We start from the raw sequence: 23,478 nt of genomic DNA on the forward strand, positions 1-23,478 counted from the left end.
ATGCGTAAAAACAAAGAGTTAAAGCGAAAGGAGCGAATCTGAAAGATCGTGACGCGCTTTAGAAACGCACGTGGTGCGGCAGCCCGCTGCTGAATAGCGACGGGCCTGGCCGGGTCAGATCAGCACGAAATCCTTGAAGTGAAGCGCCGGAGAATTGTCGAGATCGGCGACATGGATTGCCGCACCCGCGGCACTTCCATCCGCATCAAAGGATAGAATGCCGCTGGCCTGGTCGTAGATCAGTCTATCGTCAGCTTCGAGCGCTTTCGTACCGACAACGAAATTCTCATCCGAAAATCCGGATAGGCTGAGTGCGGCGAAAATCGAATGGTCGAGCAGCATCTTGTCGCCGGCCGCCGAGGAGAAATCCCGGATCTTGTCGATGCTCACATTGTCGGGCTTAACGTCGAAAACGAAGGAATCGGCCCCTCCGCCGCCGGTCAGGATGTCGGCGCCGGCTTTGCCGATCAGCTTGTCGTTGCCGAGCCCGCCGCTCAACTGGTCGGCGCCCTTGCCGCCATTGAGACTGTTGCTGCCGTCGTTGCCGGTCAGCACGTTGGACGTGTTGTTGCCCGTCGCGCTGAGATTGGCCGTTCCGGTCAAGGCAAGGTTCTCGATCGTTCCGGCCGTGCGCTTCAGATCGGCCAGGCTGAAGGAAGTCGAAGCCTTGACGGTGTCCTTGCCGGATCCGGCTGTTTCATCGGCAAAATCGCCGGCATTGTCGACCACGTAGGTATCGTTGCCGGCGCGCCCCGCCATGTGGTCGGCGCCGGTGCTTCCATCGAGGATATTGTTGCCGGAATTGCCGACGAGAACATTCACCAGGCCATTTCCGGTGCCGTTAAGATTGGCGGTGCCGGTCAACGTCAGATTCTCGACGTTTCCGATCGTATGTGCCGTATCCTTGAGGCTGAAGCTGATCGACGACATGACGGTATCCGTTCCGCCGCCCCGGCTTTCGTCGACGATTTGATTCGCATTGGTCACGGTGAAGGTGTCGTTGCCGGTGCCGCCGTAAAGATGGTTGGTGGCCGGCGGCGGTGTGCTGGCGCCGGTGCCTGCTACCTCGACGATAACGGGATGGTCGACGACATCGAGCGTCAGCGATGAGACGTTGCTGAGGCTTTTGATCGCCGTCGTTCCGGTCAGCGGGTCGAAGACCTTCACGGAGCCGAACGAGGCGCCGAGATTGACTTTGACGGCCGTGTCCGCAGCCTGAATGGCGGTATCAGTGGACTGGTTCCAGATATCGGGCTCATTCCAGATGGTGATCTGGTAGCTTCCGTCCGATTTTTCCGTCAGCAGGCTGCGGGCCGAGGACGGCAGACCGTCGATCGAATAATTGAGGGTCCCCGTGCTGAAGCTCGCCTTCGCAGCGCCTTCGTCCGCAAGGATTTCGGTCAGATTGTGGACCGCCGTCGCAGCCGGCTTGGCGGAATAGTCGAGATGAAAAAGGCCGAAATGCTTTTCCTGATTGGTGCCCTGCGGATCGGAATAGGCGTCCAGCAGCTCGTAGATGAATGTCTGCTTCGAGCCGAGGGCGGCGCCGTCCATCAGCGTATTGAGCAGGAGTTTTGCCTGCGTCGCTTCACTGACGCCTTCCCAGCCGCCATTGGTATCGGCGGTGAGCGAGGTGTGGTAACCGGTCTCGGTGATCGCCAGCGGCTTGCCCGGATCGGCAGCGCGCTGAACGCCGGATTCCCGGGAAAGCCATGAATATGGCTGGTCGCCATCCTTCGCATAGGTGTGGATCGTCGTGTAGTCGGAGGCCGACGCGACCGTATATCCGGTAAAGCCGAGAACGGGGATATTCTTCAGCAAGGGATCGGCGTTGACCGCGGCAGACAGGTCCTTCTGATAGGCGACCGCTGCGGCCTGGCCGCTCAGGCCCTGATAGCTGACCGGCCAGTTGTTGACTTCGTTCGGGCCTTCGATGCCGACGACCGATCCGGGATGGGCCTGCACGAAATCGTGCAGCCGCTGGGTGACGGTAGCGGGGTCGACTTCCCGCTGGGCGCTGAAGACGAATTGCACGCCGGCTTCGGCGGCATCGCCGAGATGCGTTTGGCCGTTAGGATCGGAGGCGGAGTTGGGGGCGTGATCGCGAACTGTATCAAGGCCAAGATAGTCGAGAGCCTTAACAACTTCTCCGACGTTGGAATATTTTCCGTCGGTGTAGTCGATATGCGTGTCAATTCCAAAGGAACGAATAATATCGTTTATTCTAACGGCTTGAGCCATAAGTTTTTCTCCCGGTTTACGAGGGAATTGGCAATGGGAATGAATCCCCATTTGTTGCCACCAATTCGATTTAATACACGAGGAGGATCGTGCGGAGCTGCCTCGTTAACCATGGTATATTGTTCCGAATGTGGCCCGTTTCGGATTGCATTTATTATGAAATCTGCGCTTGCATTTTTTCGTCCGGCCGGTTGATCATGCCCAAATGGGACGGCTCATAGGCAGAGTCCGGCGAAATCCGGCATGGTTTTGGAGGGTCCGATGACCGTCAATGTTCAATTCCGGTTTCGTAGCGGCTTGCCCTCGATGGCGTTCGACAATGTCCGTCTCCGGGGCAGTTGGGACGAACAAGGCCGCCCCTCGAACGAGTGGACATCTGTTCCAATGCAACGCTCTCGTGACGAGGATGGCTATGATGTCTTTGTCATCCGGGTTCCCTTTCCCGATGACGAGATCGGCACGCATTTTCGCTGGGGGATCGAGTTGGATCGACCCGGCGCTTCAAGTCTTTGGGCGATCGCCGCCGAAATGGACGACGAGGCCTCGACGGGTCGCGAACGCTGCTTCGATCTCCAGCAGGCGATGGCGCCGCAGACCTATTATCTGACATGGATCGGCCGTCTGGGGGCGAATCGGGTTAAAAGGCGCGACGGTGCAGACGGCATTCGTTTTTCGGTCTGGGCGCCGAACGCCAGGGCCGTTTCGCTCGTGCTTGCCGATCCCGCCGTCGGTTACATCGCCGATGACGGCACCGGAACGGTCGCAACCATCAGGATGCGAAGGACCGTCGACGGCTTCTGGAGCGTTGAAACCGGCGAGGACCACGGTCTTTCCGATTTCGACAGCATGGTCGGCACGCCCTATATGTACCGCGTCACGCGGGATGATGGATCGCTCGCCTACCGCACCGATATCTGGTCCCTCATGCAGATCGGCGCGGGAGACTTCGATCCCGATGGAGCGATCTATCACGGATCGCCGGCGGCATTGGACGGACCGCAAAGCTGTTCGGTGGTCTGCGACCCGAAGCGGGTGGTGCTCCCGTCAGGGGAGGAGCTTGCCGCCGAGGCGTTCTGGGCCGACGAATTCGCCGGCGGTCGAAAGCTTCCGGATCGGCTCGAGGATCTGGTGATCTATGAACTGCACGTCGGTGCCCTCGGTTTCGGCAAGGCTGCGCCCGGCACGCTTGATGATGCCATCGCTTTTGTCGAGCATCTCTCAGCGCTCGGCGTCAACGCCGTGGAACTGCTGCCGATTGCGGAATTCGAGACGCGGGCCAACTGGGGTTACGGCACGTCGCATTTCTTTGCCGCCGATCAGGGGGCTGGCGGTACCGATCGGCTGAAGATGTTCGTCAAGGTCTGCCACCAGCGCGGCATCGCCGTCATCCTCGATGTCTGCTACAACCACTTCGATCCGGATGGCGAGCGGGCGCAATGGGCCTACGATTCCAACGATCACACCCGCAATATCTATTATTGGTACGAGGGACGCCCCGGCGATTACGCCGACCCGACAGGCGGCTATATCGACAACATCTCCACGGGATGGGCGCCCCGCTTCGACGAGGAAGCCGTGCGCCAGCTTCTCATTTCGAGCGCGGCATTTCTCGTCTCCGTCTGCCATATCGATGGTTTCCGGCTCGATCAGACAAGTTCGATCCATCAATATCCGGTGCTGCATGCCGATGGCCGGCGCGCCGATCGCGCCGCTGCCTTCGGGGCCAAGTTTCTGAAGCAGTGGACCCGCACGATTCGGCTGATCAAGCCGCAGCTTTTCCTGACGGCCGAGGATTATTCGGACTGGTCGGCGATGACGGAGCCAAGCCTGACCGGCAACGGGCTCGGCTTCGATGCGACCTGGTACGGTGATTTTCATCACAACCTCGTCGAATATCACGGCGGCGCACAGGCGCAGCTGTTGAAGAATGCCGGTTTCGGGGACAAGCGGGCGCTGACCATGTCGTCTCTTGCCGGCGCATTGCAGACGAGCGCGCGATCCAAGGTGGTCTACAATCAGTCGCATGACGATTGCGGCAATCGTGAAGGATCGGCACGGACCGCTGTTATCGCCGTCAATTTCGCGCCTGTTGTCGGCGAGACCAGGGCGTGGGCAGAGGCGAGATCCCGTTTCGCGGCTGCGATGACGCTGCTATCACCGGGGACGCCGATGTTTTTCATGGGCGAGGAAATCGGAGCCCAGAAGCCCTATCGCTACAATGATTTCCTCGAGAACCGGGAGAATATTCTCGGCGAAGCTGATGGCAGTGGGGCAGGGATGCTCAGCTGTTATCGCGATCTGATCGCGCTCAGCATCCGCCAGAATGCCATTCGCTCCCGCAACATCTCCATTCCCCTGGTTCATGATGAAAATCGCGTGATCGCGTTTCATCGATGGAATGACGGCGAGGATTTCCTTGTCGTGGGGTCGCTGAACGACGCTCCCTTCGAACACGGCTATCGGTTGCACAGCGAACGGCTGGGGGACGACCTCTGGGAGGAGATCTTCAACAGCGATTCCCGCAAATATGGCGGCTGGAACATCGGTAACGGCGGCGGAAGAATCAGAGCCACGGCCGGAGTGCTGAATGCCGTGCTGCCGGCATCGGGTGTTCTGGTCTTTCGCAGGCTCTGACGCTTCCGACGTCCGGTATGGTCAGGCAAAGCCGAGCGGCAGGTTTTCCACTTTCCTGTCATTGCCGTAGTCGCGCTCATGCGGCGAGCGACTGCGGCCGTCGCGGCGAGCGGAAAGATCGATCCGGTTTTCGGCAAAGATCCCATCTGGATAGGTGCCGGTGTCATGGTAATCGGCCTCGATCTTGGGTGCAAGGATTTTCAGGATCATCGGGGTTCCTCCACGGCGCAGCATCAACAGTTGGAAAGATTGTCTGGTTCCATTCATAATCCCGCAATTATTAATAAATTAACCATAAATGCCGGTCTTCGGCAAAGGAGATCGCCATTCGCCTATCCGGACAGCCGCGATCGTTCTCAGGACCATTCAATGGACGTTTGACGACGAGGACATCGACGCCAGCATTCCTCGGTCGCGCGGAACAGCCGCGCTGTGTGCGCCAGCACTTCGGCGCCGGCCTCTGTCTCGGCAATCGTGGTTGCCATGCTCTCCAATCCGTCCGCCACCTCAATCAGCGCTGGCAGCATGTCGGCCCGTCCGATCGCTTCGGCCGATCTGGCGAGTTTGCGCAACGCCTCCGAATAGCTCGATATCAATGCGGGTTTCCGATCTGCCGGAATATCGCAGAACGAGCGTTATTCAGCAGGCGACAGAACGAGCTCGCATCCGCATTATTTCTTCCCGAGCCGGTCAATCGTCGCGAGGGCCGGCCGCTTGCATTGAAATGGAACTCCGGACCTGGGTGGCCGTTGAGGTGCATGAACACAGGAGGTTTCCATGCAGCTGATCGATACTCGGGTGACACAAGCCGGCGACATCTTCACCGTCGAATTCCTGGGCGAGGGAGGAGAATCGATTTCTGTCAAAATCGACAACTCCCATGGCGAGCTCGACGACACGACGGCGGTCGACCACGCCAAGGTCATGATGGTTCAGCTGACCGCCTTTGCCGGCGGCGAAGCAGACGGCAGCATCAACCGTTACGATGCCTTGAGCAACGGCAATTTCGACGAAGGCAGCAAGGGCCTGATCGGCCAGCCGAGCGCGCGTTCGGCCGGCGACAGGCAAACGCTGGAAGAGGAACTCGATGAAGGCCTCGAGGACAGTTTTCCCGCAAGCGACCCTGTATCGGCAACGGTATCGTCCATTCCCGCAAACGCGCCACGGCACTGATTGCAACGCAATGTTGCAAGCGCCCGCATGTTCTTAATTCCAAACACGGCCAAGGCTGCTCCGGTTTTCACGAGCTGTCTTGGTCTGCATGACAGATTGATGTCAAAACTGAGAAACAGCTGAAAACCTCAGCTGTGTGATTGACATGGGAGCCTTCTAGAGAGGGCACGAGAAGGGAGCGCCCGTGACGCGCTGCCGAGGTCTCGGAGACGCGCGCCCCATGAAAATCATTCAGATCACCGACACCCATTTCAGTCCCGGCAAGCCGCATTTCAACGGCAACTGGGCACCGCTTCTGACCTGGATCGAAGAGACCGGCGCAGACCTGATCGTTCATACCGGCGATCTCACCGTCGACGGCGCCGACAAAGATGCAGACATCACCTTTTCGATGGATCTGATGCGCCAGGTGTCGATCCCGATGCTGATCGTCCCCGGCAATCACGATGTCGGCCACCTCAAGGGATCGGATCAGCCCGTCAATGCCGAGAGGCTGTCCCGCTGGCGCAGCCTTGCCGGCGACGACCGCTGGCTGGAGGATGCGGCCGGCTGGCGCTTCATCGGGTTGAATTCGCTGCTTCTCGGTCATGAGGATGACGAGGAGGACGCCCAGTTCGAATGGCTCTGCCAGGCGCTTTCCGACAGGGAAGGGCGACGCGTTGCGCTTTTTGCGCACAAGCCGCTATTCGTAGACGCGCCAGATGAAGGCGATACCGGATATTGGAGTGTTCGCCCGTCTGAGCGCCGGCGGCTCTACGATCTGATCGCTGCCCATGACGTGGCGCTGTTTGCAAGCGGCCATCTCCACTGGGCCTGGCAGGGTCGCTTCGACAATACCCAGCTGACATGGGGTCCGTCGGCCGCCTTCATCATCGACAAGATGGAGCGCGAAATGCCGGGCGAGCGCCTGATCGGTGCCGTTGTCCACGAGTTCGATACTGCTGTCGAAAGCACGATCATCGCCGTTCCCGGCATGACTGCGCATGTACTCGACGATGTCGTGCACGAGGTCTATCCCCAGGCGCTCAAGCAGCGGGAACCCGCCGAATGAGCGCGCTCTCGCTTCGCGGCATCAGCAAGGCTTTCGGCAGCAACCAGATCCTTGATGGCGTCAGCCTGGATGTCGGCGCCGGCGAATTCATCGCGCTGGTCGGCCCCTCCGGCTGCGGCAAGAGCACGCTGCTGCGCGTCCTTGCCGGCCTCGACCATGCCGACCAGGGCGAAATCCTGATCGGCGGGCTGGGTATGTCCGGCGTTGCGGCTGCCGACCGCAACATCGCCATGGTCTTTCAGTCCTACGCGCTTTATCCGCACCTGACGGCCTCTGAAAATATCGCCGTGCCGCTGGCGATGCGCCGGCTGTCGAGGATGCAGCGGCTGCCCTTCATCGGGTCGCTGATGCCGGGTCAACGCGCCACCCGCGCGGCGATTGCCCGCGACGTCAAGGATATGGCGGCATCGCTGAAGATCGACCACCTGCTTGACCGCAAGCCCGGTCAGATGTCGGGCGGCCAGCGTCAGCGCGTGGCGCTGGCCCGCGCCATGGTGCGCCAGCCGAGCATCTTCCTGATGGACGAACCGCTCTCCAATCTCGATGCCAATCTGCGCGTTCACGCCCGCGGCGAGATCGTCGACCTGCATCGCCGCGCCGGCGTGCCGACGCTCTATGTCACCCACGACCAGGCGGAAGCGCTTTCCATGGCCGATCGTGTCGCCGTGATGATGGGCGGAAAGCTGCTGCAGATCGCCAGCCCCGAGGTCATCTACGATGACCCCGCCCATATCGAGGTCGCTCGCTTCATCGGCCAGCCGCGCATCAATCTGCTGCCGGCCTTTGCCGAAGGCGGCGTCATTTTCTGCGGCGGCCTGCGCCTGATGCTTGAAAACGCAGCCGACGGGAAGACGCCGGTCACGCTCGCTATTCGCCCGGAATTCGTTTTTCTCTCCAAGAGCCGGCATGACGGCCTTGCCGCCCGGATTGAACGCGTCGAATTCCTGGGCTCCGAGGTCATTCTCCATTGCCGGCTCGACGCGATCGGCGAGACTATCGTCGCCAAGGTTCAGCCCTCCGAAGCCTCGGGCCTCGCGGCCGGCGATCCGGTCGGGCTGCGGCTTTCGCCCGGTCGCACGCTGATCTTTGCCGAGGACGGCAGCCGGCTGGCCGGCAGCGTTGCAACAGGCGATGCCGGGCTGATTGCGGGCGACTCTCAACGGGAGAGGGCGCATGGCTAGTATCGTCTCCATGGCCGTGGGGTACGATGCCGCCGTTGCGCATCGGCGCAGCGAGGCCCGTATCGCCTGGATGCTGGTGATGCCGGCGATGATCCTGCTGTCTCTCTTCGTGCTTTTGCCGGTTGTATCAGTCATCGTGCTCGGCTTTACCGATTTCGAACTCGGCTACAGCAAGTTTCGTTTCGTCGGCTTCGAGAATTACGCGCACTTGATCACCGACCGCACGTTTCGCAAGTCGCTGTGGAATACGACGGTCTATACGGCGATCGTCGCACCAATTTCGATCCTTCTCGGCCTTGCCATCGCCATGCTGATCGAGAGCGAGACGAAGGCGCGCAGCTTCTTCCGCACTGCCTATTTCCTCCCGGTCGCCTCGCTGATCGTCGCCATGGCGACCGTCTGGCAATACATGTTCCACCCCACAATCGGGCCGCTCAACGCACTGCTCGCCCTCGTCGGGATTCCCGGCCCGAACTGGCTCGGCAGCTCCGGCACGGTGCTTTACAGCCTGTCGATCATCGGCGTCTGGCAATCGGCCGGCTTCAACATGGTGCTGTTCCTGGCCGGGCTGACGGCGATCCCGCGCGAGCTCTATGCGGCCGCCGAGGTGGACGGCGCCAGATCCGCCCTCGACCGTTTTCTGCTGGTGACCTGGCCGATGCTCGGACCGACGACGCTCTTCGTCATCACCATCAGCATCACCAATTCAGTCAAGGTCTTCGAGACTGTGAAGACGCTGACTGAGGGCGGCCCGAACAAGGCGTCGGAGGTGCTGCTCTTCACGATCTACCAGGAAGGCTTCGTCTATCTGCGCGTCGGTTATGCCTCGGCGATGACGGTGGTCTTTTTGCTGATCCTGGTGGTGCTGATGTTCCTGCAGTACCGCATTCTCGATCGCCGGGTGCATTACACATGATGACGAGCGCTTTTTCCCTCGGCAGGATCATCCGCCTGACCCTGCTTTCGCTCGGCGCGATCATCTTCCTGTCGCCCTACGTTTTCATGATCTCGACGGCTGGCAAGGCCCAAAGCGACATTTTCACCTCGTCGCTGTCGCTGATCCCGGCGCATCTCACCTATGCCGAGAATTTCGCCAAGGCCTTGAGCCGGGTGCCGATGGCGCGGCTCTTGTGGAACGGCGTCGTCGTCTGCGGGCTGATCTTCTTCTTCCAGGTGCTGGTGGCGATCCCTTGCGCCTACGCCATGGCAAAGCTGCGCTTCGGCGCCGCCCGCGCCATGATGGTGCTGGTCATGCTCGGCCTTCTGGTGCCGATCCATGCGACCGCGCTGCCGCTCTATGTTGCCTTCGACCGCGCCGCGCTGCTCAACAGCTATGCCGCCCTTGTCGCGCCCTTCACCATTTCGGTCTTTGCGATCTTCATGTTCCTGCAGTTCTTCCGCGCCATGCCTGATGATCTGATCCATGCCGCGCGTCTCGACGGCATGTCGGAACTCGGCATCGTCGCCCGCGTCATCGTGCCGAATGCCTGGCCGGCGGTTACCGCCTTCGCCATCTTCTCGGTCGTCGCGCACTGGAACGATCTCTACTGGCCGCTGATCGTCATCAGCAAGCAGGACTATGCCACACCACCGCTGGGCCTGATGTATTTCCGCGCCGCCGAGGCCGGCGACGACTACGGCGCGCTGATGGCGGCGACCCTCATCATTACCCTTCCCCTCGTCATCGCCTTCCTGCTTGCGCAGAAGCGCTTCGTCGAGGGCATCACCATGACCGGTCTCAAAGGCTGACCGGTTTCAACCCAGGAGAACGAGCGATGAAACATATCACCCAGCTTCTCGCCGCAGCGGCCGTCTCGATGGCAATCGCGCTTCCCGCGCACGCCGAGACGACGTTGACGGTTCACTACCCGATGCCGGGCTTCTTCAAGGACGTGATGGACACGATCTCGAAGAAGTTCATGGAAGAAAATCCTGACATCAAGATCCAGTTTGCCAGCCCGTCGGCCACCTATGAAGAAGGCATCCAGACGATCCTTCGCCAGGTCGGCACCAGCGAAATGCCCGATATCACCTTCATCGGCCTCAACCGCCTGCGCATGCTCGATGAGCGCGACGTCGCCGTCGATCTCGGCCCGCTCGTCCAGAAGGATGGCAACATGGCCGAGCAGGGCTTTTCCGACACGATCCTCAAGCTCGCCCAGGTCAAGGGCAAGCAGGTGGGCCTCGCTTTCGCGACCTCCAACCCGATCATGTATTACAACGCCGATCTCGTGAAGGCGGCCGGCGGCGACCCTGAAAATCCGCCGAAGACCTGGGACGAGGTCATCGCGCTCGGCGGCAAGATCAAGGCGCTCGGCAACGGTGTCGACGGCATCGATTTCCGCTGGCAGGGCGACGACTGGATGTTTTCGGCACTGCTCTTCGGCGCCGGCGGCAAGATGCTGAGCGACGACGAAAGCAAGGTCGCCTTCAACGGTCCGGAAGGCCAGAAGGCCGTCGAGGTCCTGCATCGCCTGGTCACCGAAGGCGGCATGCCTGTGTTCACCAAGGCCGCCGGCGAGCAGGCTTTCGCAGCCGGCAAGGTCGGCTTCGAGTTCCAGACGACAGGCGCGCTGCGCAATACGATCAAGAATGTCGGCAACAAGTTCGATCTGCGCACCGCCAAGATCCCGCTGATCGATCCGGCGAACGGACATCTGCCGACCGGCGGCAATGCCGTCGTCATCCTGACGCATGACGCCGCCAAGCAGGATGCCGCCTGGAAGTTCGCCAAATTCGCCGCCGGTCCCTATGGCGCTTCCGTCGTCGTGCCCGGCACCGGCTATGTCCCGAACAACGAGCTTGCCGCAAAGTCGGCCGATTATCTCGGCGACTTCTACAAGCAGAACCCGCTATTCCAGGCAGGCCTCAGCCAGATGCCGGTGATGATCCCGTGGTATGCCTTCCCCGGCTCGAACGGCGTCAAGGTCACGCAGACGATCGTCGACAATCTCTCGCGCATCGTCGACCAGTCGGCCGAACCGAAGGAAGCGCTCGATGACGCAGCCGCTGACGTCGAGGACATGCTGCCGCGCAGCTAAGCGCCTCATCGGGCAATAGGTTAGGGGCCGCCACGCCGCGCGTGTGGCGGCCTTCCTGCTTCGCAAGCTTTAGATGGCACACACCGTGCCGCCGCGGCGCAACGTATGGGCGACATCGAGATGGCGGGCGGGGGCGGCGTTCTCGGCCATGTCGAGAAGCAGCGAGGCAGCGGTCGCGCCCATGCTGGCATCCGGCATTTCGATGGTCGTCAGCGGCGGATCGATCAGCCTGCCGATGGCGATGCCGTCGAAGCCGGCGACCGAGACATCCCCAGGCACCGACAGCCCCTCGCGCTTCAGCGCGCCGATGACGCCGAGTGCTAGCAGATCGTTGGAGGCGATGATCGCCGTCGGTGCAAGCGCGCTCATCGTGACGCCAAGATCGAGCTGGTCATAGCCGCTGACGAAGGGGATCTGCACGGCATCGAGCGGCGCGAGCCCGCTTTCCGCCATGGCGTCGAGATAACCCCGGTGGCGAAGCCGCGCGCGGTCGGAGGCGGCGAAATTGCCGGAGAGAAACAGAATGCGGCGATGGCCCTTGCTGATCAGGAATGTCGTGATCACGCGGCCGGCGCCGCGGTTATCCGCGGTGACGGCCGCCGGAAACTGCGCTGTCGGCAGGTTGTTGAGCAGCACGGTCGGCGGCAGCTTCGCAAGCAGCGCCTCGCTGGTCGATGGATCGCAGACCGTGAGGATCAGCCCGGTCGGCCGGTCGTTCAACAATGCGGCGACGGCATCGGCCTCGCGCGCCGGATCGTAATTCGACTGGGCGATCAAGACGCCATGGCCGGCCACCAGCATGCGGTTCTGGATACTCGACAGCGAGGAGGCGAAGACCGGATTGGTGATGCTGGGGATCAGAACGCCGACCACGGGCCTGCGTCCGAGCCGACCGGTGGACAGGCCGGCCGGGCGATAGCCGAGTTCCGCAGCCGCACGGCGCACCTTGCGAACCATCAGATCGCTGGCCGGGCCGTTGCGGTTGAGAACACGGCTTGCGGTCGCCAGCGAGCATCCTGCCCGGAATGCGACCTGCTCCAACGTCGCCATCGAAAGCGCCTCCTGGTGACAGCATCGAGGCGCAATCCTTTAGGCGGGTTCGATGACATTGGTCTGACACTCAGAGCATGATGCCGAAAAGTGTGAGCGGTTTTCGGACGACATCATGCTCTAACTCTTTAATTGAGAACAGGATTCAGATTTTAGGCCGACCGGGCCTAAAATCATCCTGTTCTAAGCAGAGTTATCTACTTCTTATTCATTTCATTCATTCATTCACATGGAAGTTGCTGGGGAATGCAACCTGTGGAATAGTCAAGTTGACGCTATCTACCCTCTTCATTCTCATCACCTGGACAAGAATGTCTCACAAAAAAATGGAATGCTCCACGGCGTGGTGGTTTTTTGCGACGGCCTCGCTCGTTGCAAACTTCGCGTTGCCAGCCTATGCGGACACCCCGTCCGTGCCCTGGCCACAAACGCAAAGCGACATCCAAGCCGAGTCCGATGTGCATTTCGGCACGCTCGCCAACGGTATGCGGTTTGCGATCACGCGCAATGCCACGCCGCCCGGACAGGCAGCTATCCGCTTTCGCATTGGCTCCGGTTCGCTCGACGAAAACGAAGACCAGCAGGGCCTGGCGCATGTTCTCGAGCACATGGCCTTCAAGGGTTCGACACATGTCGCCGAAGGGGAGATGATCCGTATCTTGCAGCGCAAGGGCTTGGCCTTTGGACCGGACACCAACGCCCATACCTCTTATGACGAGACCGTCTATGCGCTCGATCTGCCCGAGGTCGATGCAGACACGATTTCGACGGGCCTGATGCTGATGCGAGAAACGGCGAGCGAGCTGACCCTCGATGCCAGCGCTTTTGATCGCGAACGCGGCGTCATTCTGTCGGAGGAGCGGCTGCGCGACACGCCGCAGTATCGCGCGTCACTCGGAATCATGAATTCGCTGCTCGCCGGCCAGCGCGCGACCATACGCGCGCCGATCGGTAAAGCCGACATCATCAGCAATGCGCCCGTGGACCTCGTCCGTGATTATTACCGGGCCAATTACCGACCCGACCGGGCAACGCTGATAGTGGTGGGCGATATCGACCCCGCTGCCATGGAAGTCGAAATCCGGCAGCGCTTCGGCGACTGGAAGGCCGTGGGTCCGGCGCCGACAAAAGCGGATCTTGGCGCGCTGGTGACGAAGGGCGAAAGCGCCGAGGTCATCGTCGTTCCCGGCGGCATGACCAGCATACAGATCGCCTGGACGCGTCCCTATGACGCCGCGCCTGACACCTTCGCCAAGCGCCGCGCTGGGCTTATTGAGGATCTCGGTTTTCTGGTGCTCAAACGTCGGGTGAGCGCCGTGGCCAGCAAGGCGGATGCCCCTTTCATCAGTGCGGACGTCGGCTCCCAGGATCTCCTCGATTCCGCCCATATCGTCCTGATCGCGGCGAATTCGGAGCCGGACAAATGGCAGGCGGCGCTCACGGCCATTGACCAGGAACAGCGCCGAATCCAGGAGTTCGGCGTTGCGCAGGCGGAGATCGATCGCGAAATCCGCGAATATCGCTCGGCCCTGCAGGCTGCTGCGGCCGGAGCCGCGACGCGGATGACCACCGACATTGCTTCCATGTTGGCTCGCAGCGTCGATGACGATCAAGTCTTCACCTCGCCCGCCGAAGACCTCTCAATGTTCGAGACCATGACGAGCGGCGTCACGGCGGACGAGGTCAATCGGGCCTTGCAGCCTGCTTTCTCCGGCAACGGTCCGCAGGTCGTGCTACAGACCGACCAATCACCTAAGGGCGGGGCCGAAACGGTTCGGCAAGTCTATGACGCTTCAAATGCCATTGCCGTCTCGGCACCATCCGGTGCAACTGACGTCGCCTGGCCCTACACCCATTTCGGCGAACCGGGCGCTGTGGTCGAACGCCGTGCGGTTGAAGATCTCGGCTTGACCATGGTGCGCTTTTCCAACGGCGCACGGCTTACCGTCAAGCCAACCAGGCTGCGTGCCAACGAAGTGCTGGTGCGCGAAGATATCGGCCGCGGCCGACTGGACCTGCCGCGCGACCGTTCCGCCGCGATCTGGGCATCTCCGGCCGTCGTGCTGTCTGGCGTAAAGGCCATGGATTACCAGGATATACAGAAAGCGCTGACGGCCAACATTGTCGGCGTCGACTTCTCGGTTGGCGACAGTTCCTTCCGGTTCGACGGTCGTACACGGACTGAAGATCTTGCGACGCAGCTGCAGCTGATGAGCGCATATACCTCCGATCCCGCCTATCGCCCCGAGGCGTTCAAGCGTGTGCAGCAGGCCTATTTGAGCGGCCTCGATCAGTATGACGCGTCGCCTGGCGGCGTTTTCAGCCGCGATTTCGCAGGTCTCGTGCATTCCGGCGACCCGCGCTGGACCTTCCCCGACCGCGCGCAGTTGTCCGCCGCCAAGCCAGACGAATTCGAGGCGCTCTTCCGGCCTATGGTTTCCAATGGTCCCATCGACATCACCATCGTTGGCGACGTGACGGTGGACGACGCAATCCGGCTGACGGCTGAAACCTTTGGCGCTTTGCCGCCGCGCCCGGAGACGGGGTCGAGCAACGCTCGGGACGACGTGCATTTTCCGGCAACGACCGAGAAACCCGTTTTACAGACCCATAGCGGCAGGGCAGATAATGCCGCCGCCGCCGTAGGGGCTTCCATCGGCGATTTGCTCTCCGATCTGCCGCGATCCTTCACCGCCAATATTGCCACCCAGATTTTCCAAAACAGATTGATCGACCAGTTTCGCATTGCGGAAGGGGCAAGCTATGCCCTGCAGGGCGATGTTGAACTTTCAAGAGAAGTTCCCGGCTACGGCTACGCATATTTCTACGTCGAGACCGACCCGGCAAAGGTTGCGCGCTTCTATGCACTTGTCGACGAGACCGCCAATGATCTGCGGTCGCATGATGTGTCCGAAGACGAGCTCGCGCGCGCCCGGGAACCCATCATCGAGACATTGAAGCATCAGCAGCAGAGCAACGAATATTGGATCGCATATCTGCACCACGCCCAGACGGACTCGCGTCGTTTGGACCGGATACGCGATAGTCTCAGCGGCTACGGCAAGGTCACCGCCGGGGATATCCGCGCGTTTGCCGCGGCCTTTTTCAGCCCGGAAAAATTCTGGAAATTCGAAGTGCTGCCGGTGGCTGTACGATAGGTGGTGAACACCGCTCAGGACCGGCGTTTGACCACACGCATGTTCATCTCCGAGCGAAGCGCGAAGCCGTGTGTCTTGTAAAGCGAAATGGCGGATGTGTTCGCCGCATAGGCATGCAGATAGGCCGTGTCGCCGCTGGATGCGATTTCGCTGGCGACGAAACGGAAGAGCAGGGTGCCGAGGCCGCACCCCTGGAAATCGGGATGGGTGCAAAGCCCGCTGAGCTCGATGAAGCCAGTCTGCCGCATCCGCTGCCCGGCCATCGCCACCAGGCGGCCCTCGCTTCTGATCCCCCAGAAGCTGCCGAGGCTCTGGGCTCGCAGGGTGAACGGCCCGGGTTTGGTCAGTGTCGCCAAATCAAGCATGTCGGCGGCATCGGTCTCCGTCAGGGGCTCGATGCGGGGATCTGAAATCCTCTCATGGGGCCGCTCGGCTACCATCTGGACCACCGATGCTTCCGTGACGACGGCAAGACCCGGTGGAATAGCGATCGGACCTGATTCGACGAGGATCATGCTCTCCGCCCGCGAAGGCAGGTTCTCCAGGGCGTCGAGGCTCTCCGGCGTGTCGTCGGCGGACGCCGCGAAGGGGACGATGGACGGGGGGTAGCGCCGCGCGGACTTGCCGCCTTCGGCAAGATCGGTATGGGCGGTCTCCAGCGCGCTCCAGATCGGCCGGTCGAGAATATGTTTCATCATGTTTCCTCCTTGACAGGGCTGCGGCGCGCAAGCGGTGCCACCGCAAGCCCGTCCTCGATAGCGGCCAGCTGTTCGAGGATCGGTCCATCGAGATCGCCGCAGAGATCGGCAACGGCGGCGGCGATGCGCGGCCAGATCACCTTCTTTGAATGATCGATGAGGTCCTGTCCCTTGTCGGTCAGCGAGACCAGTCTGCGACGCTGATCATCCGGTGCCGGCTGCATGTCGACGTAACCGAGTTCCAGAAGCTGGCCGATGGTTCGGGTTGCGCCGGGCTGGGTGATGCCCACCGCCTGCGCAAGCTCGCCGATCGTCAGCGGCCCGGCCCGGTCGATCGCCGCAAGGAACGGATACTGGCCCGCTTGGATGCTCAGACCGGCCTCGTCGATGACCTGCTGCGTATCGGCCTGCAACCTCTCACCGATGCGCCGCAGCCGGCTGCCCATGCACAGAAACCCAAGCGTTCGGACCACATCCTCGACCATGCCGATCTCCATTTGTATGGGATGTTATATAACATGTTATGGATTAAATCGCAATTCTTCTGCGGAAGGGGCCGGCATATGAAGCCGGGGGCAGGGCGGCACGAACAAGTGCCTCGATCAGCCTCGCCATCTCCTAGCCATCAGCAGCACCACCAGCACACAGCTGAGCAGGCCAAGGGATAATGGCAGGCCCTGATGTCCGATCAGTTGCATCGCCAGGCCTGTTGCCGGCGAGCCGACGATGCCGCCGATACCCCATACCAAGGCGAAGGCCGCGTTACCGGCGATCAGAGCTTGGCCGGTGAACCGCTCGCCGAGTTGGATCAGCGACAGGGTGTAGATCCCGAACGAGACTCCGCCCCAGGCGAAAACCAGCGGCCAGATCAGCCAGGTGGTGAAGACCGGCGGCAGCAGCAGGCAGCCGGTGAGACAAGCCAGGACGCAGAATAGCATCGTCCGCGTCGAGCCGAACCGTTCGGCGATGCGCCCGAGCAAAATCTGCAGCACGGCATTACCGGCGATGAAGCAGGTGATGAGCGACGCGATGCGCTCTTCGGCGCTGCCGAGCGCTGCGCCATAGACCGCGAACAGGGAAAGCAGGATCTGCTCGAAGGCGGCAGCCGTGAAAACCGCAAACAACATCAGCGGCGCCAGTGGGAAGAAACCGCCGACCGATGTTGCCTCGCCTTCATCAGGCATGCCGGGCAGACGAGGGGCGACCGCAAGCACGATCAGGCCGCAGAGGAGGAAGGCCGTTATACCAATCATGAAGGGTGGCCAACCCTCGGCGCCGGTAAGGCCGAGCGACAGTGGGCCGATGGCGAATCCAGCCGAAACGATCGATGAATAGAGGCCCATGATACGGCCCCGGCGTGGCGCCGGCGTGAGCGAGATCAGCCAAGTCTCGCTGATCACGTAAAGCGGATTGGCGAAGAAGCCGAGCAGGAAGCGCAGCAGCATCCAGGCCCATACGTGCTGCATCCAAGCAATTGCAAACAGGGTGAGGGCGGCCAGGATCGAACACAGGATCGCAAGCCGTCCTCCGCCGGCACGCCGCGAAAGCGCCGGAATGAACGACGCTGATATAATGAAACCCAGCGGCGTCATCGCCGCCGACAAGCCGATCAGGCCGGATGTCGTTCCTTGCCGCTCTAGGATGAAACTCAGCAGCGGATAGGTCAGCCCCTGTGCCACGGCGAACACCGTGACGGTCGCGATGATACCCGCCATAGCGGCCCAGGGGATCCGATCCCTGCGTGGTGATGTGATGCTTTCGGCAGTCAAGCAGATGTCCTCGTCAGACCGTATGGTTGAAGGTCCGGGTAAGCCTCAAGGTCAATGAGGATGAATTCTGCAAGGAGGCGGGGAGCGTCGTACTTAAGTTTTTCCAAAAAGTTCTCAAAAACGTCCAAAGGGACTAAACAGGTCAGCATCAAATTTTGCCCCGACCGCAAGCCATCACCACCAAAATTCCGCCGGACATCATCAGGACCATCTGGAATGATCGCTTCACCTTCCTTTCTCGGCTTTCCCGATCTCCTTGCCGATGGGCGTTTGCCCCGTGTGGTGATCTTCGCAGCCGCTCACGGCAGCACCTATCCCGGCAAGGACAGCAGCGGCTACGCCCTGGCCGCTCATGCGATCCGCGCTGCGAGCCAGGACGATGCCCCGCTCGTCGAGCACTGGGATTTCGATCTCGGAGGGCCGCTGTTCGACGGTGGGCCGGTCTCATGCATCGACGCCGGCGACATCCGGACCACCGTGCACGATAATGCTGGCAACCGGGCCCGGATCGAGGCGAAGACGCGCGAGGTGCTGGAATTGCCGGCTATCCCGATCCTGCTCGGCGGCGACTGTTCCGTGACCTTTCCCTTCCTCACTGGCTTTGCGGATCAAGGCCCGGTCTGGGTCCTGCAGATCGACGCCCATATCGACTGGCTCGATGAGGTGCATGGCGAGCGCTACGGCTATTCAAGTCCGATGCGTAGGGCGAGCGAGATGCCGCATGTCGCCGGCATGGTGCAAGTCGGTCTTCGTAGTGTCGGCAGCGCGCGCGCCACCGACGTCGAGGCGGCTCGGCACTATGGCAGCCGCTTCGTGACCGCTCGTGAGGTTCACGCTGAGGGCGTCGAAGCTGCCCTCCAGCATATTCCGGAAGGAGCCCAGGTCGTCGTCACCCTCGATTGCGACAGCATCGATCCCAGCATCATGCCGGGCGTGGCGGCGCGTACTCCTGGCGGTCTCACCTACACTGAGGTGATCGACCTGATCGCGGGCCTCGGCAGGCGGGCCAGGATTGCAGGATTCGACCTTGTCGAGCTCTATCCTCCCGCCGACATAGACGGCCTGTCGGCGCTGACCGCCGCGCGCATTCTCGTCAATGCGGTCGGCGCCATCGTCCGGCAAGATTGAAACCCTGCTTCCTCTGGCAGCAAGCAGTGCATGGTGCTGTGCATTTTCGCTTCCAGAGCAATTCCAGGAAAAGTGCGAAGCGGTTTTCCATCCGGAATTGCGTAAAAACAAAAAGCCAGAGCGGCCCTGCGCTTCCATCAAAAGCTGAACCGCTCTAGGCGACCTTGCCCAGACGCGGCTCCGTCCCAGACAGGAGTCGGCGAATGTTAGCGCGATGTCGTGCAATCACGTAAATGCCGCCTGCGATCACCAGCAGCCGATACGGCAGCGGCTGCTCCAGGCCGCAGACGAGAGCGATTGCCGTCAACGCCGCCAGCATCGAGCTCAGGGAAACAATCCTGGAGATAGCCAGCGCAACGCCGAAAACCATCACAGCACCTAAACCTACGGGCCATGACATCGCCAGCAGCACGCCGAGCCCCGTCGCAACCGACTTGCCGCCCGTAAAGTTGACCCAGACCGAACGGCCATGCCCCAACAACACGGGAAGTCCCGCCAGGCAAACAGCCCAAGGCGCCGAGCTTTGCAGATCAAGCGCCGTCGGTGGCGTGGTTGATGAGACTGTCGAGAACCAGGGATAAAACCAGCGGGCAAAGATGACTGCTCCCACACCTTTCAGCACATCGACCAGCAGAACCGCCAATGCGGGCCATTTGCCCAGCGTTCGCAATACATTCGTTGCTCCGGTGGATTTGGAGCCATGCTCCCGGATATCGATGCCCTTGAGCAGCTTGCCTGCCAGATAGCCCGTGGGTGTGGAACCGAGGAGATAGGCGATCGCCAATCCAACTGCACCCGCTAACCAGAAAACCATGGGAGTCACCTCGACGCTCTATTTTCAGGCAGTCATTGTTTAGTCGTTACCGCCATCAGCCACTGGAACACGATTTATACTGCGCGCACCCTCGATACCACGCGGCCTAAGCGGACGAACAGTTCCATCCAAGCTTTAAAGACTCTAGGATGCGCCCTATGCAGGGGTCACGCTTTGCCTTTGGTCCGTTTGTGCTTGATCCGGGGGCTGGAACGCTCCTTCGGAACGATGAACCCGTTGCCGTTGGCCATCGCGGGGTAAAGCTGCTTACAGCACTCGTCGCGCGGCCCGGCGAAATCCTCGGCAAGGCCGAGTTGATGGATGCGGCCTGGCCGGGCAGGATCGTCGAGGAAGGCAACCTCACGGTCCAGATCGCGCAGCTGCGCAAGCTGCTTGGTCCGGCTACCGATGGCGGTGAATGGATCTCCACGGTGCCGCGCGTCGGCTACCGCTTCATAGGCGCCATCAATCAGCTCGGCGGCTTGAAGCGAAAAGCTTTGCCGCTGCCCGACAAACCATCGATATCAGTGCTGCCCTTCCTCAATATCAGCAACGATCCCGAACAGGAATCCTTCGCCGATGGGCTGACCGAAGACCTGATCACAGACCTCTCCAGGATACCGGGCCTGTTCGTCATCGCCCGTAACTCGGCCTTCGCCTACAAGGGAAAGGCGATGGATGTGCGCGAGATCGCCGAGGAGCTTGGCGTGCGCTACCTGCTGCAGGGCAGCGCAAGACGCGTCGAGGCGCGCGTGCGCATCAATGCTCAGCTGGTCGATGCGGCAAGTGGCGATCATCTATGGGCGGAACGCTTCGATCGCAGCCTGGACGATGTCTTTGCCGTTCAGGACGAGGTGACGGCCAAGATCGTCGAGGCGCTGCTCGGCCGGCTGCGCGCACCGCCGCCGCGCAACCGGCCTAAAAATATCGAGGCTTACGATCTCTGCGTGCGGGCGCGCAGGCTGATGGATGACACGCCGCTTGCGGCGCGGGAAGCGCATCTGATGCTGACGCGCGCGATTTCGCTCGATCCCGACTATGCCGAGGCCTATCGCTGGCTTGCCATGAACCACTGGATGGGAGAGGTGCATTCCGCCGGACCAACGCAACCCACCCGAAGCCTTGCTTTGGAGCTGGCGCGCAAGGCCGTCGCGATCGACCCCAATGACGCCGGCTGTCGCTGGGTCCTGGCTTATCTGCTCGCCTATGAGCGCAGCTTTGCCGAGGCTGATGCGGGATTCGCCAAGGCGATCGAACTCGACCCGAACGAGGCCGACACCTTTGCGGCATTATCCGACATCACGGTCCTGGCTGGGCGGGTCGGGGAGGGCCTTGAGCATATCGCCAAGGCTTTCCGGCTAAACCCGTTTCCGGCAAGTTGGTACTATCTGGCGCTCGGCCAGGCGCAATATGCCGCCGGCCAATACCAAGCCGCTGTCGAGACGCTGCGCAGCGACGAGACCTATCGCACGAGCTCACGCCGTTTCCTGGCAGCAAGCCTTGCCCAGCTCGGCCGGCTCGACGAGGCGCGCGCCGAGGTCGAACTGTTCCTCGTCGCCAACCCGCGTTTTTCAATCCGCCACTGGGCTGCGACCGAGCCATTTCGCGACGCTCGGACGCTTGCGCATTTCATCAATGGCTACCGCAAGGCAGGTCTTCCCGAGTAACACCGGCGCGTCTCAAAGACGGCCGGCCGGCCGTCTCCCGCGTCATCGATAAAGACCTGTCCGCGAGGCTCTGCATCGTCGCAGAGCCTCCGCGGATATGATAGGATCGGGATGCGTTGACCACGGGAGGGGAAAATGCGCCGAGTCCTTCTGTCTCTGATCCTTTGCGCGCAGTCCGCATCGATGTCGGCGGCGTCTGGGCCTGTCGTCTTCCACACCGCTTCGTTCGGTAGCAGCCGCTCGGTCAGTCTCGGTCTGGCCGGGGGCGGGCCTGCCCGCGATCCCGCCTTTGATTTCGACGTCGTCATCACACTCTCGGAATTCGACGGTGGCGGGACAGTGATCTATCGGGACGGAGGAAGACACGAGGCGAGCGTGCGCTGCGTTTCGCCCGCCATGGTGCGGATCAATTCCGCCGACTATACGGTTGACGTGTCGGCGCGGTCGGGAACCGACTGGAAGCATGATCTCTGGGCAGCGCTCTGCGCCGCTCCAGTTTCCTGAGCGGCATCTCGGCCTTGATTGACCGAGGGCATCAGGCCTTCCGGGGACGAACCTCCATGAACACGTATGGCGCGCCGGTTCCCGAGGGGACCGCATACACCGCATAAGACGCCTGCGGATCGTCGCCCATTCCCAAGGAGCCAGGTGGCATGCCCGGCACGGCCAGCCCTCGGACTGGCGGCCGCTCGTGCAACAGCCGTTGGACGGCCTCGATCGGCACGTGTCCCTCGAGGTAGTATTTCTCGATGACGGCGGTGTGGCACCCCTGCACCTCGACCGGTACGCCCAACTGCGCCTTCAGCGCTGCAAGGTCGTCGGTGTCGCGGGCGACAACCGAAAATCCCGCTGCCGCCATTGCCTTCGACCATTCATGGCAGCAGCCGCAGCTGGGATCCTTGTAGACCGTCATCGTCGCCGGCGCGGCGGCATATGCCCATCTGCCAAAGAACGCCAGGGCGGATGCCGCCATTGCAATGAAGCTTCTCCTGTACATCGTCTCCACTCCGTGATGTCCTGCCGCCCGGATCGAGGCCGGGCGGCAGGCGCCCACTATTTTACTTCGGTGACGGTCAGCTTGCCATTCACGCGTTCGGCGACGAACTCGATGTTCGAGCCTTCCTTCAGTCTTTCCAGCAGGGCCGGGTCTTCGACCCGGAAGACCATCGTCATCGCAGGCATGTCGAGGTTCTTCAGATCCTCATGCTTGATGGTGACCTTCTTCGCCTTGGTGTCTACCTTGTTGACGACACCCTTGGTGAATTCCTGGGCGAACGCGCCGAAGGCCGCGCTGGCAGAGAGCAGGGCGGCCAGGCTGATTTTGATCATGGCAGTTTTCATGTTCTTGGCTCCTTTTTTGCGGATTATTTCCCAGCGACGGTGACGTCGCCGTGCATGCCGGCTTCGTAGTGGCCAGGGATCAGGCAGGCGAACTTGAACTCGCCGTCGGTGGTGAACTTCCAGACGATCTCGCCGGATTGACCGGCCGGAAGGCGGATGGAATTGGCGTCTGCATGTTCCATCTCCGGAAACTTCTCCATGACCTTCTTGTGCTCCAGAATCTTATCTTCCTGATCGAGTACGAATTCGTGGTCGACGGTTCCGGCATTCTTGATTGCGATCTTGACCGTCTGCCCTTTGCGGACGTTGAACACAGCGGGGGTGAACAGCATTTTCCCGTCGTCGGTTTCCTTCATCGTGACGCGGATCGTCTGCGTTGCTTTGGCTTTATCGCCAGGTTCGCCAATGGCCATTTTTTCACCGTGACCGCCAGCGTGATTGCCGGAGGCGAGGGCAGGCGATGCGAGGGCGACCAGCGCCAGTGCCAATACACAATTCTTCATGCGTAAATCCTTTTTTTGGATGTGGGAGG

The 23,478-nt window shown here is 61.3% G+C and carries 21 protein-coding genes and 1 pseudogene; 11 read left to right on the top strand and 11 right to left on the bottom strand.

What is annotated here, in order from left to right; genetic code table 11:
• Positions 1–114: 114 nt before the first annotated feature.
• On the bottom strand, positions 115–2,241 hold the full coding sequence (locus tag N1937_RS10090) for a calcium-binding protein (protein WP_260058547.1): 2,127 nt from the start codon (positions 2,239–2,241) through the stop codon (positions 115–117).
• A gap of 261 nt (positions 2,242–2,502) precedes the next feature.
• Here N1937_RS10090 and N1937_RS10095 point away from each other — a divergent pair, with 261 nt between their 5' ends.
• Positions 2,503–4,875 carry an alpha-amylase family glycosyl hydrolase gene (locus tag N1937_RS10095; protein WP_311202844.1) on the top strand — a complete coding sequence of 791 codons (2,373 nt, stop codon included), beginning with the start codon at positions 2,503–2,505 and terminating at the stop codon, positions 4,873–4,875.
• A gap of 21 nt (positions 4,876–4,896) precedes the next feature.
• Here the strand turns inward: N1937_RS10095 and N1937_RS10100 are convergent, their stop codons facing one another.
• On the bottom strand, positions 4,897–5,085 hold the full coding sequence (locus tag N1937_RS10100) for a hypothetical protein (protein ID WP_260058551.1): 189 nt from the start codon (positions 5,083–5,085) through the stop codon (positions 4,897–4,899).
• Positions 5,086–5,241: 156 nt separating this feature from the next.
• A pseudogene (locus tag N1937_RS10105) lies at positions 5,242–5,495 on the bottom strand (hypothetical protein).
• Between the two features lie 157 nt (positions 5,496–5,652).
• On the opposite strand from N1937_RS10105, the gene N1937_RS10110 reads away from it, so the two are divergent.
• The 6 genes from N1937_RS10110 (at position 5,653) to N1937_RS10135 (ending at position 11,321) form a co-directional block, all read left to right on the top strand.
• Entirely contained in the window at positions 5,653–6,048 is a 396-nt protein-coding gene (locus N1937_RS10110) for a hypothetical protein (RefSeq protein WP_017960454.1), read from the top strand.
• Positions 6,049–6,268: 220 nt separating this feature from the next.
• The gene (locus tag N1937_RS10115) at positions 6,269–7,099 is read left to right on the top strand and encodes a metallophosphoesterase family protein (RefSeq protein ID WP_260058553.1); all 831 of its coding nucleotides are present in this window, start codon (positions 6,269–6,271) and stop codon (positions 7,097–7,099) included.
• The gene (locus N1937_RS10120) at positions 7,096–8,280 is read left to right on the top strand and encodes an ABC transporter ATP-binding protein (protein ID WP_260058555.1); all 1,185 of its coding nucleotides are present in this window, start codon (positions 7,096–7,098) and stop codon (positions 8,278–8,280) included. Before N1937_RS10115 ends, N1937_RS10120 begins: the two co-directional genes overlap by 4 nt.
• The gene (locus N1937_RS10125) at positions 8,273–9,196 is read left to right on the top strand and encodes a carbohydrate ABC transporter permease (protein ID WP_260058557.1); all 924 of its coding nucleotides are present in this window, start codon (positions 8,273–8,275) and stop codon (positions 9,194–9,196) included. Before N1937_RS10120 ends, N1937_RS10125 begins: the two co-directional genes overlap by 8 nt.
• Positions 9,193–10,029, top strand: coding sequence for a carbohydrate ABC transporter permease (locus tag N1937_RS10130; protein WP_162119268.1), 837 nt, complete (start codon positions 9,193–9,195; stop codon positions 10,027–10,029). The genes N1937_RS10125 and N1937_RS10130 overlap by 4 nt, the downstream gene beginning before the upstream one ends.
• A 26-nt stretch (positions 10,030–10,055) precedes the next feature.
• On the top strand, positions 10,056–11,321 hold the full coding sequence (locus N1937_RS10135; RefSeq protein ID WP_018069549.1) for an ABC transporter substrate-binding protein: 1,266 nt from the start codon (positions 10,056–10,058) through the stop codon (positions 11,319–11,321).
• Positions 11,322–11,390: 69 nt separating this feature from the next.
• Here N1937_RS10135 and N1937_RS10140 read toward each other — a convergent pair whose 3' ends face one another.
• Positions 11,391–12,371: a substrate-binding domain-containing protein gene (locus tag N1937_RS10140; protein WP_260058560.1), complete on the bottom strand. Its 981-nt coding sequence runs from the start codon at positions 12,369–12,371 to the stop codon at positions 11,391–11,393.
• Between the two features lie 311 nt (positions 12,372–12,682).
• Here N1937_RS10140 and N1937_RS10145 point away from each other — a divergent pair, with 311 nt between their 5' ends.
• Positions 12,683–15,529, top strand: a complete 2,847-nt coding sequence (locus N1937_RS10145; RefSeq protein WP_260059086.1) for a M16 family metallopeptidase — start codon at positions 12,683–12,685, stop codon at positions 15,527–15,529.
• 14 nt (positions 15,530–15,543) lie between these two features.
• On the opposite strand, the gene N1937_RS10150 is transcribed toward N1937_RS10145, so the two are convergent.
• The 3 genes from N1937_RS10150 to N1937_RS10160 form a co-directional block, all read right to left on the bottom strand.
• Entirely contained in the window at positions 15,544–16,224 is a 681-nt protein-coding gene (locus N1937_RS10150) for a GNAT family N-acetyltransferase (RefSeq protein ID WP_260059087.1), read from the bottom strand.
• Positions 16,224–16,712 (bottom strand): MarR family winged helix-turn-helix transcriptional regulator, encoded by a 489-nt coding sequence (locus N1937_RS10155; RefSeq protein ID WP_017964306.1) that lies wholly within the window; start codon positions 16,710–16,712, stop codon positions 16,224–16,226. The genes N1937_RS10150 and N1937_RS10155 overlap by 1 nt, the downstream gene beginning before the upstream one ends.
• 117 nt (positions 16,713–16,829) lie before the next feature.
• Complete coding sequence (locus N1937_RS10160; protein WP_260058564.1) at positions 16,830–17,996, bottom strand: MFS transporter; 1,167 nt, start codon at positions 17,994–17,996, stop codon at positions 16,830–16,832.
• A gap of 216 nt (positions 17,997–18,212) precedes the next feature.
• Between N1937_RS10160 and N1937_RS10165 the strand changes: the two genes are divergently transcribed.
• Positions 18,213–19,124: an agmatinase gene (locus N1937_RS10165; protein WP_260058566.1), complete on the top strand. Its 912-nt coding sequence runs from the start codon at positions 18,213–18,215 to the stop codon at positions 19,122–19,124.
• A 154-nt stretch (positions 19,125–19,278) separates the two neighbouring features.
• Here N1937_RS10165 and plsY read toward each other — a convergent pair whose 3' ends face one another.
• On the bottom strand, positions 19,279–19,938 hold the full coding sequence (gene plsY / locus N1937_RS10170; protein ID WP_260058568.1) for a glycerol-3-phosphate 1-O-acyltransferase PlsY: 660 nt from the start codon (positions 19,936–19,938) through the stop codon (positions 19,279–19,281).
• Between the two features lie 158 nt (positions 19,939–20,096).
• Between plsY and N1937_RS10175 the strand changes: the two genes are divergently transcribed.
• Both N1937_RS10175 and N1937_RS10180 read left to right on the top strand, forming a co-directional pair.
• Positions 20,097–21,605, top strand: a complete 1,509-nt coding sequence (locus N1937_RS10175; protein WP_260058570.1) for a winged helix-turn-helix domain-containing tetratricopeptide repeat protein — start codon at positions 20,097–20,099, stop codon at positions 21,603–21,605.
• Between the two features lie 135 nt (positions 21,606–21,740).
• Positions 21,741–22,109 (top strand): hypothetical protein, encoded by a 369-nt coding sequence (locus tag N1937_RS10180; protein ID WP_162119658.1) that lies wholly within the window; start codon positions 21,741–21,743, stop codon positions 22,107–22,109.
• Between the two features lie 31 nt (positions 22,110–22,140).
• On the opposite strand, the gene N1937_RS10185 is transcribed toward N1937_RS10180, so the two are convergent.
• The 3 genes from N1937_RS10185 to N1937_RS10195 are packed head-to-tail and all read right to left on the bottom strand — an operon-like array spanning position 22,141 to position 23,449.
• Positions 22,141–22,602: a DUF411 domain-containing protein gene (locus tag N1937_RS10185; RefSeq protein WP_260058572.1), complete on the bottom strand. Its 462-nt coding sequence runs from the start codon at positions 22,600–22,602 to the stop codon at positions 22,141–22,143.
• 56 nt (positions 22,603–22,658) lie between these two features.
• A complete protein-coding gene (locus tag N1937_RS10190; RefSeq protein WP_162119660.1) occupies positions 22,659–22,946 on the bottom strand; it encodes a copper-binding protein in 288 nt (95 codons plus the stop codon).
• A 23-nt stretch (positions 22,947–22,969) separates the two neighbouring features.
• Positions 22,970–23,449 carry a cupredoxin domain-containing protein gene (locus N1937_RS10195; protein ID WP_162119661.1) on the bottom strand — a complete coding sequence of 160 codons (480 nt, stop codon included), beginning with the start codon at positions 23,447–23,449 and terminating at the stop codon, positions 22,970–22,972.
• Between the last annotated feature and the right edge of the window lie 29 nt (positions 23,450–23,478).

This window comes from Rhizobium sp. WSM4643, assembly GCF_025152745.1.
Taxonomy (GTDB): domain Bacteria; phylum Pseudomonadota; class Alphaproteobacteria; order Rhizobiales; family Rhizobiaceae; genus Rhizobium; species Rhizobium leguminosarum_I.

Coding starts and splice junctions, on each gene's coding strand:
- N1937_RS10090 (WP_260058547.1), bottom strand. CDS start 2,241: ATGGCTCAAGCCGTTAGAATAAACGATATTATTCGTTCCTTTGGAATT.
- N1937_RS10095 (WP_311202844.1), top strand. CDS start 2,503: ATGACCGTCAATGTTCAATTCCGGTTTCGTAGCGGCTTGCCCTCGATG.
- N1937_RS10100 (WP_260058551.1), bottom strand. CDS start 5,085: ATGATCCTGAAAATCCTTGCACCCAAGATCGAGGCCGATTACCATGAC.
- N1937_RS10110 (WP_017960454.1), top strand. CDS start 5,653: ATGCAGCTGATCGATACTCGGGTGACACAAGCCGGCGACATCTTCACC.
- N1937_RS10115 (WP_260058553.1), top strand. CDS start 6,269: ATGAAAATCATTCAGATCACCGACACCCATTTCAGTCCCGGCAAGCCG.
- N1937_RS10120 (WP_260058555.1), top strand. CDS start 7,096: ATGAGCGCGCTCTCGCTTCGCGGCATCAGCAAGGCTTTCGGCAGCAAC.
- N1937_RS10125 (WP_260058557.1), top strand. CDS start 8,273: ATGGCTAGTATCGTCTCCATGGCCGTGGGGTACGATGCCGCCGTTGCG.
- N1937_RS10130 (WP_162119268.1), top strand. CDS start 9,193: ATGATGACGAGCGCTTTTTCCCTCGGCAGGATCATCCGCCTGACCCTG.
- N1937_RS10135 (WP_018069549.1), top strand. CDS start 10,056: ATGAAACATATCACCCAGCTTCTCGCCGCAGCGGCCGTCTCGATGGCA.
- N1937_RS10140 (WP_260058560.1), bottom strand. CDS start 12,371: ATGGCGACGTTGGAGCAGGTCGCATTCCGGGCAGGATGCTCGCTGGCG.
- N1937_RS10145 (WP_260059086.1), top strand. CDS start 12,683: ATGTCTCACAAAAAAATGGAATGCTCCACGGCGTGGTGGTTTTTTGCG.
- N1937_RS10150 (WP_260059087.1), bottom strand. CDS start 16,224: ATGAAACATATTCTCGACCGGCCGATCTGGAGCGCGCTGGAGACCGCC.
- N1937_RS10155 (WP_017964306.1), bottom strand. CDS start 16,712: ATGGTCGAGGATGTGGTCCGAACGCTTGGGTTTCTGTGCATGGGCAGC.
- N1937_RS10165 (WP_260058566.1), top strand. CDS start 18,213: ATGATCGCTTCACCTTCCTTTCTCGGCTTTCCCGATCTCCTTGCCGAT.
- plsY (WP_260058568.1), bottom strand. CDS start 19,938: ATGGTTTTCTGGTTAGCGGGTGCAGTTGGATTGGCGATCGCCTATCTC.
- N1937_RS10175 (WP_260058570.1), top strand. CDS start 20,097: ATGCAGGGGTCACGCTTTGCCTTTGGTCCGTTTGTGCTTGATCCGGGG.
- N1937_RS10180 (WP_162119658.1), top strand. CDS start 21,741: ATGCGCCGAGTCCTTCTGTCTCTGATCCTTTGCGCGCAGTCCGCATCG.
- N1937_RS10185 (WP_260058572.1), bottom strand. CDS start 22,602: ATGTACAGGAGAAGCTTCATTGCAATGGCGGCATCCGCCCTGGCGTTC.
- N1937_RS10190 (WP_162119660.1), bottom strand. CDS start 22,946: ATGAAAACTGCCATGATCAAAATCAGCCTGGCCGCCCTGCTCTCTGCC.
- N1937_RS10195 (WP_162119661.1), bottom strand. CDS start 23,449: ATGAAGAATTGTGTATTGGCACTGGCGCTGGTCGCCCTCGCATCGCCT.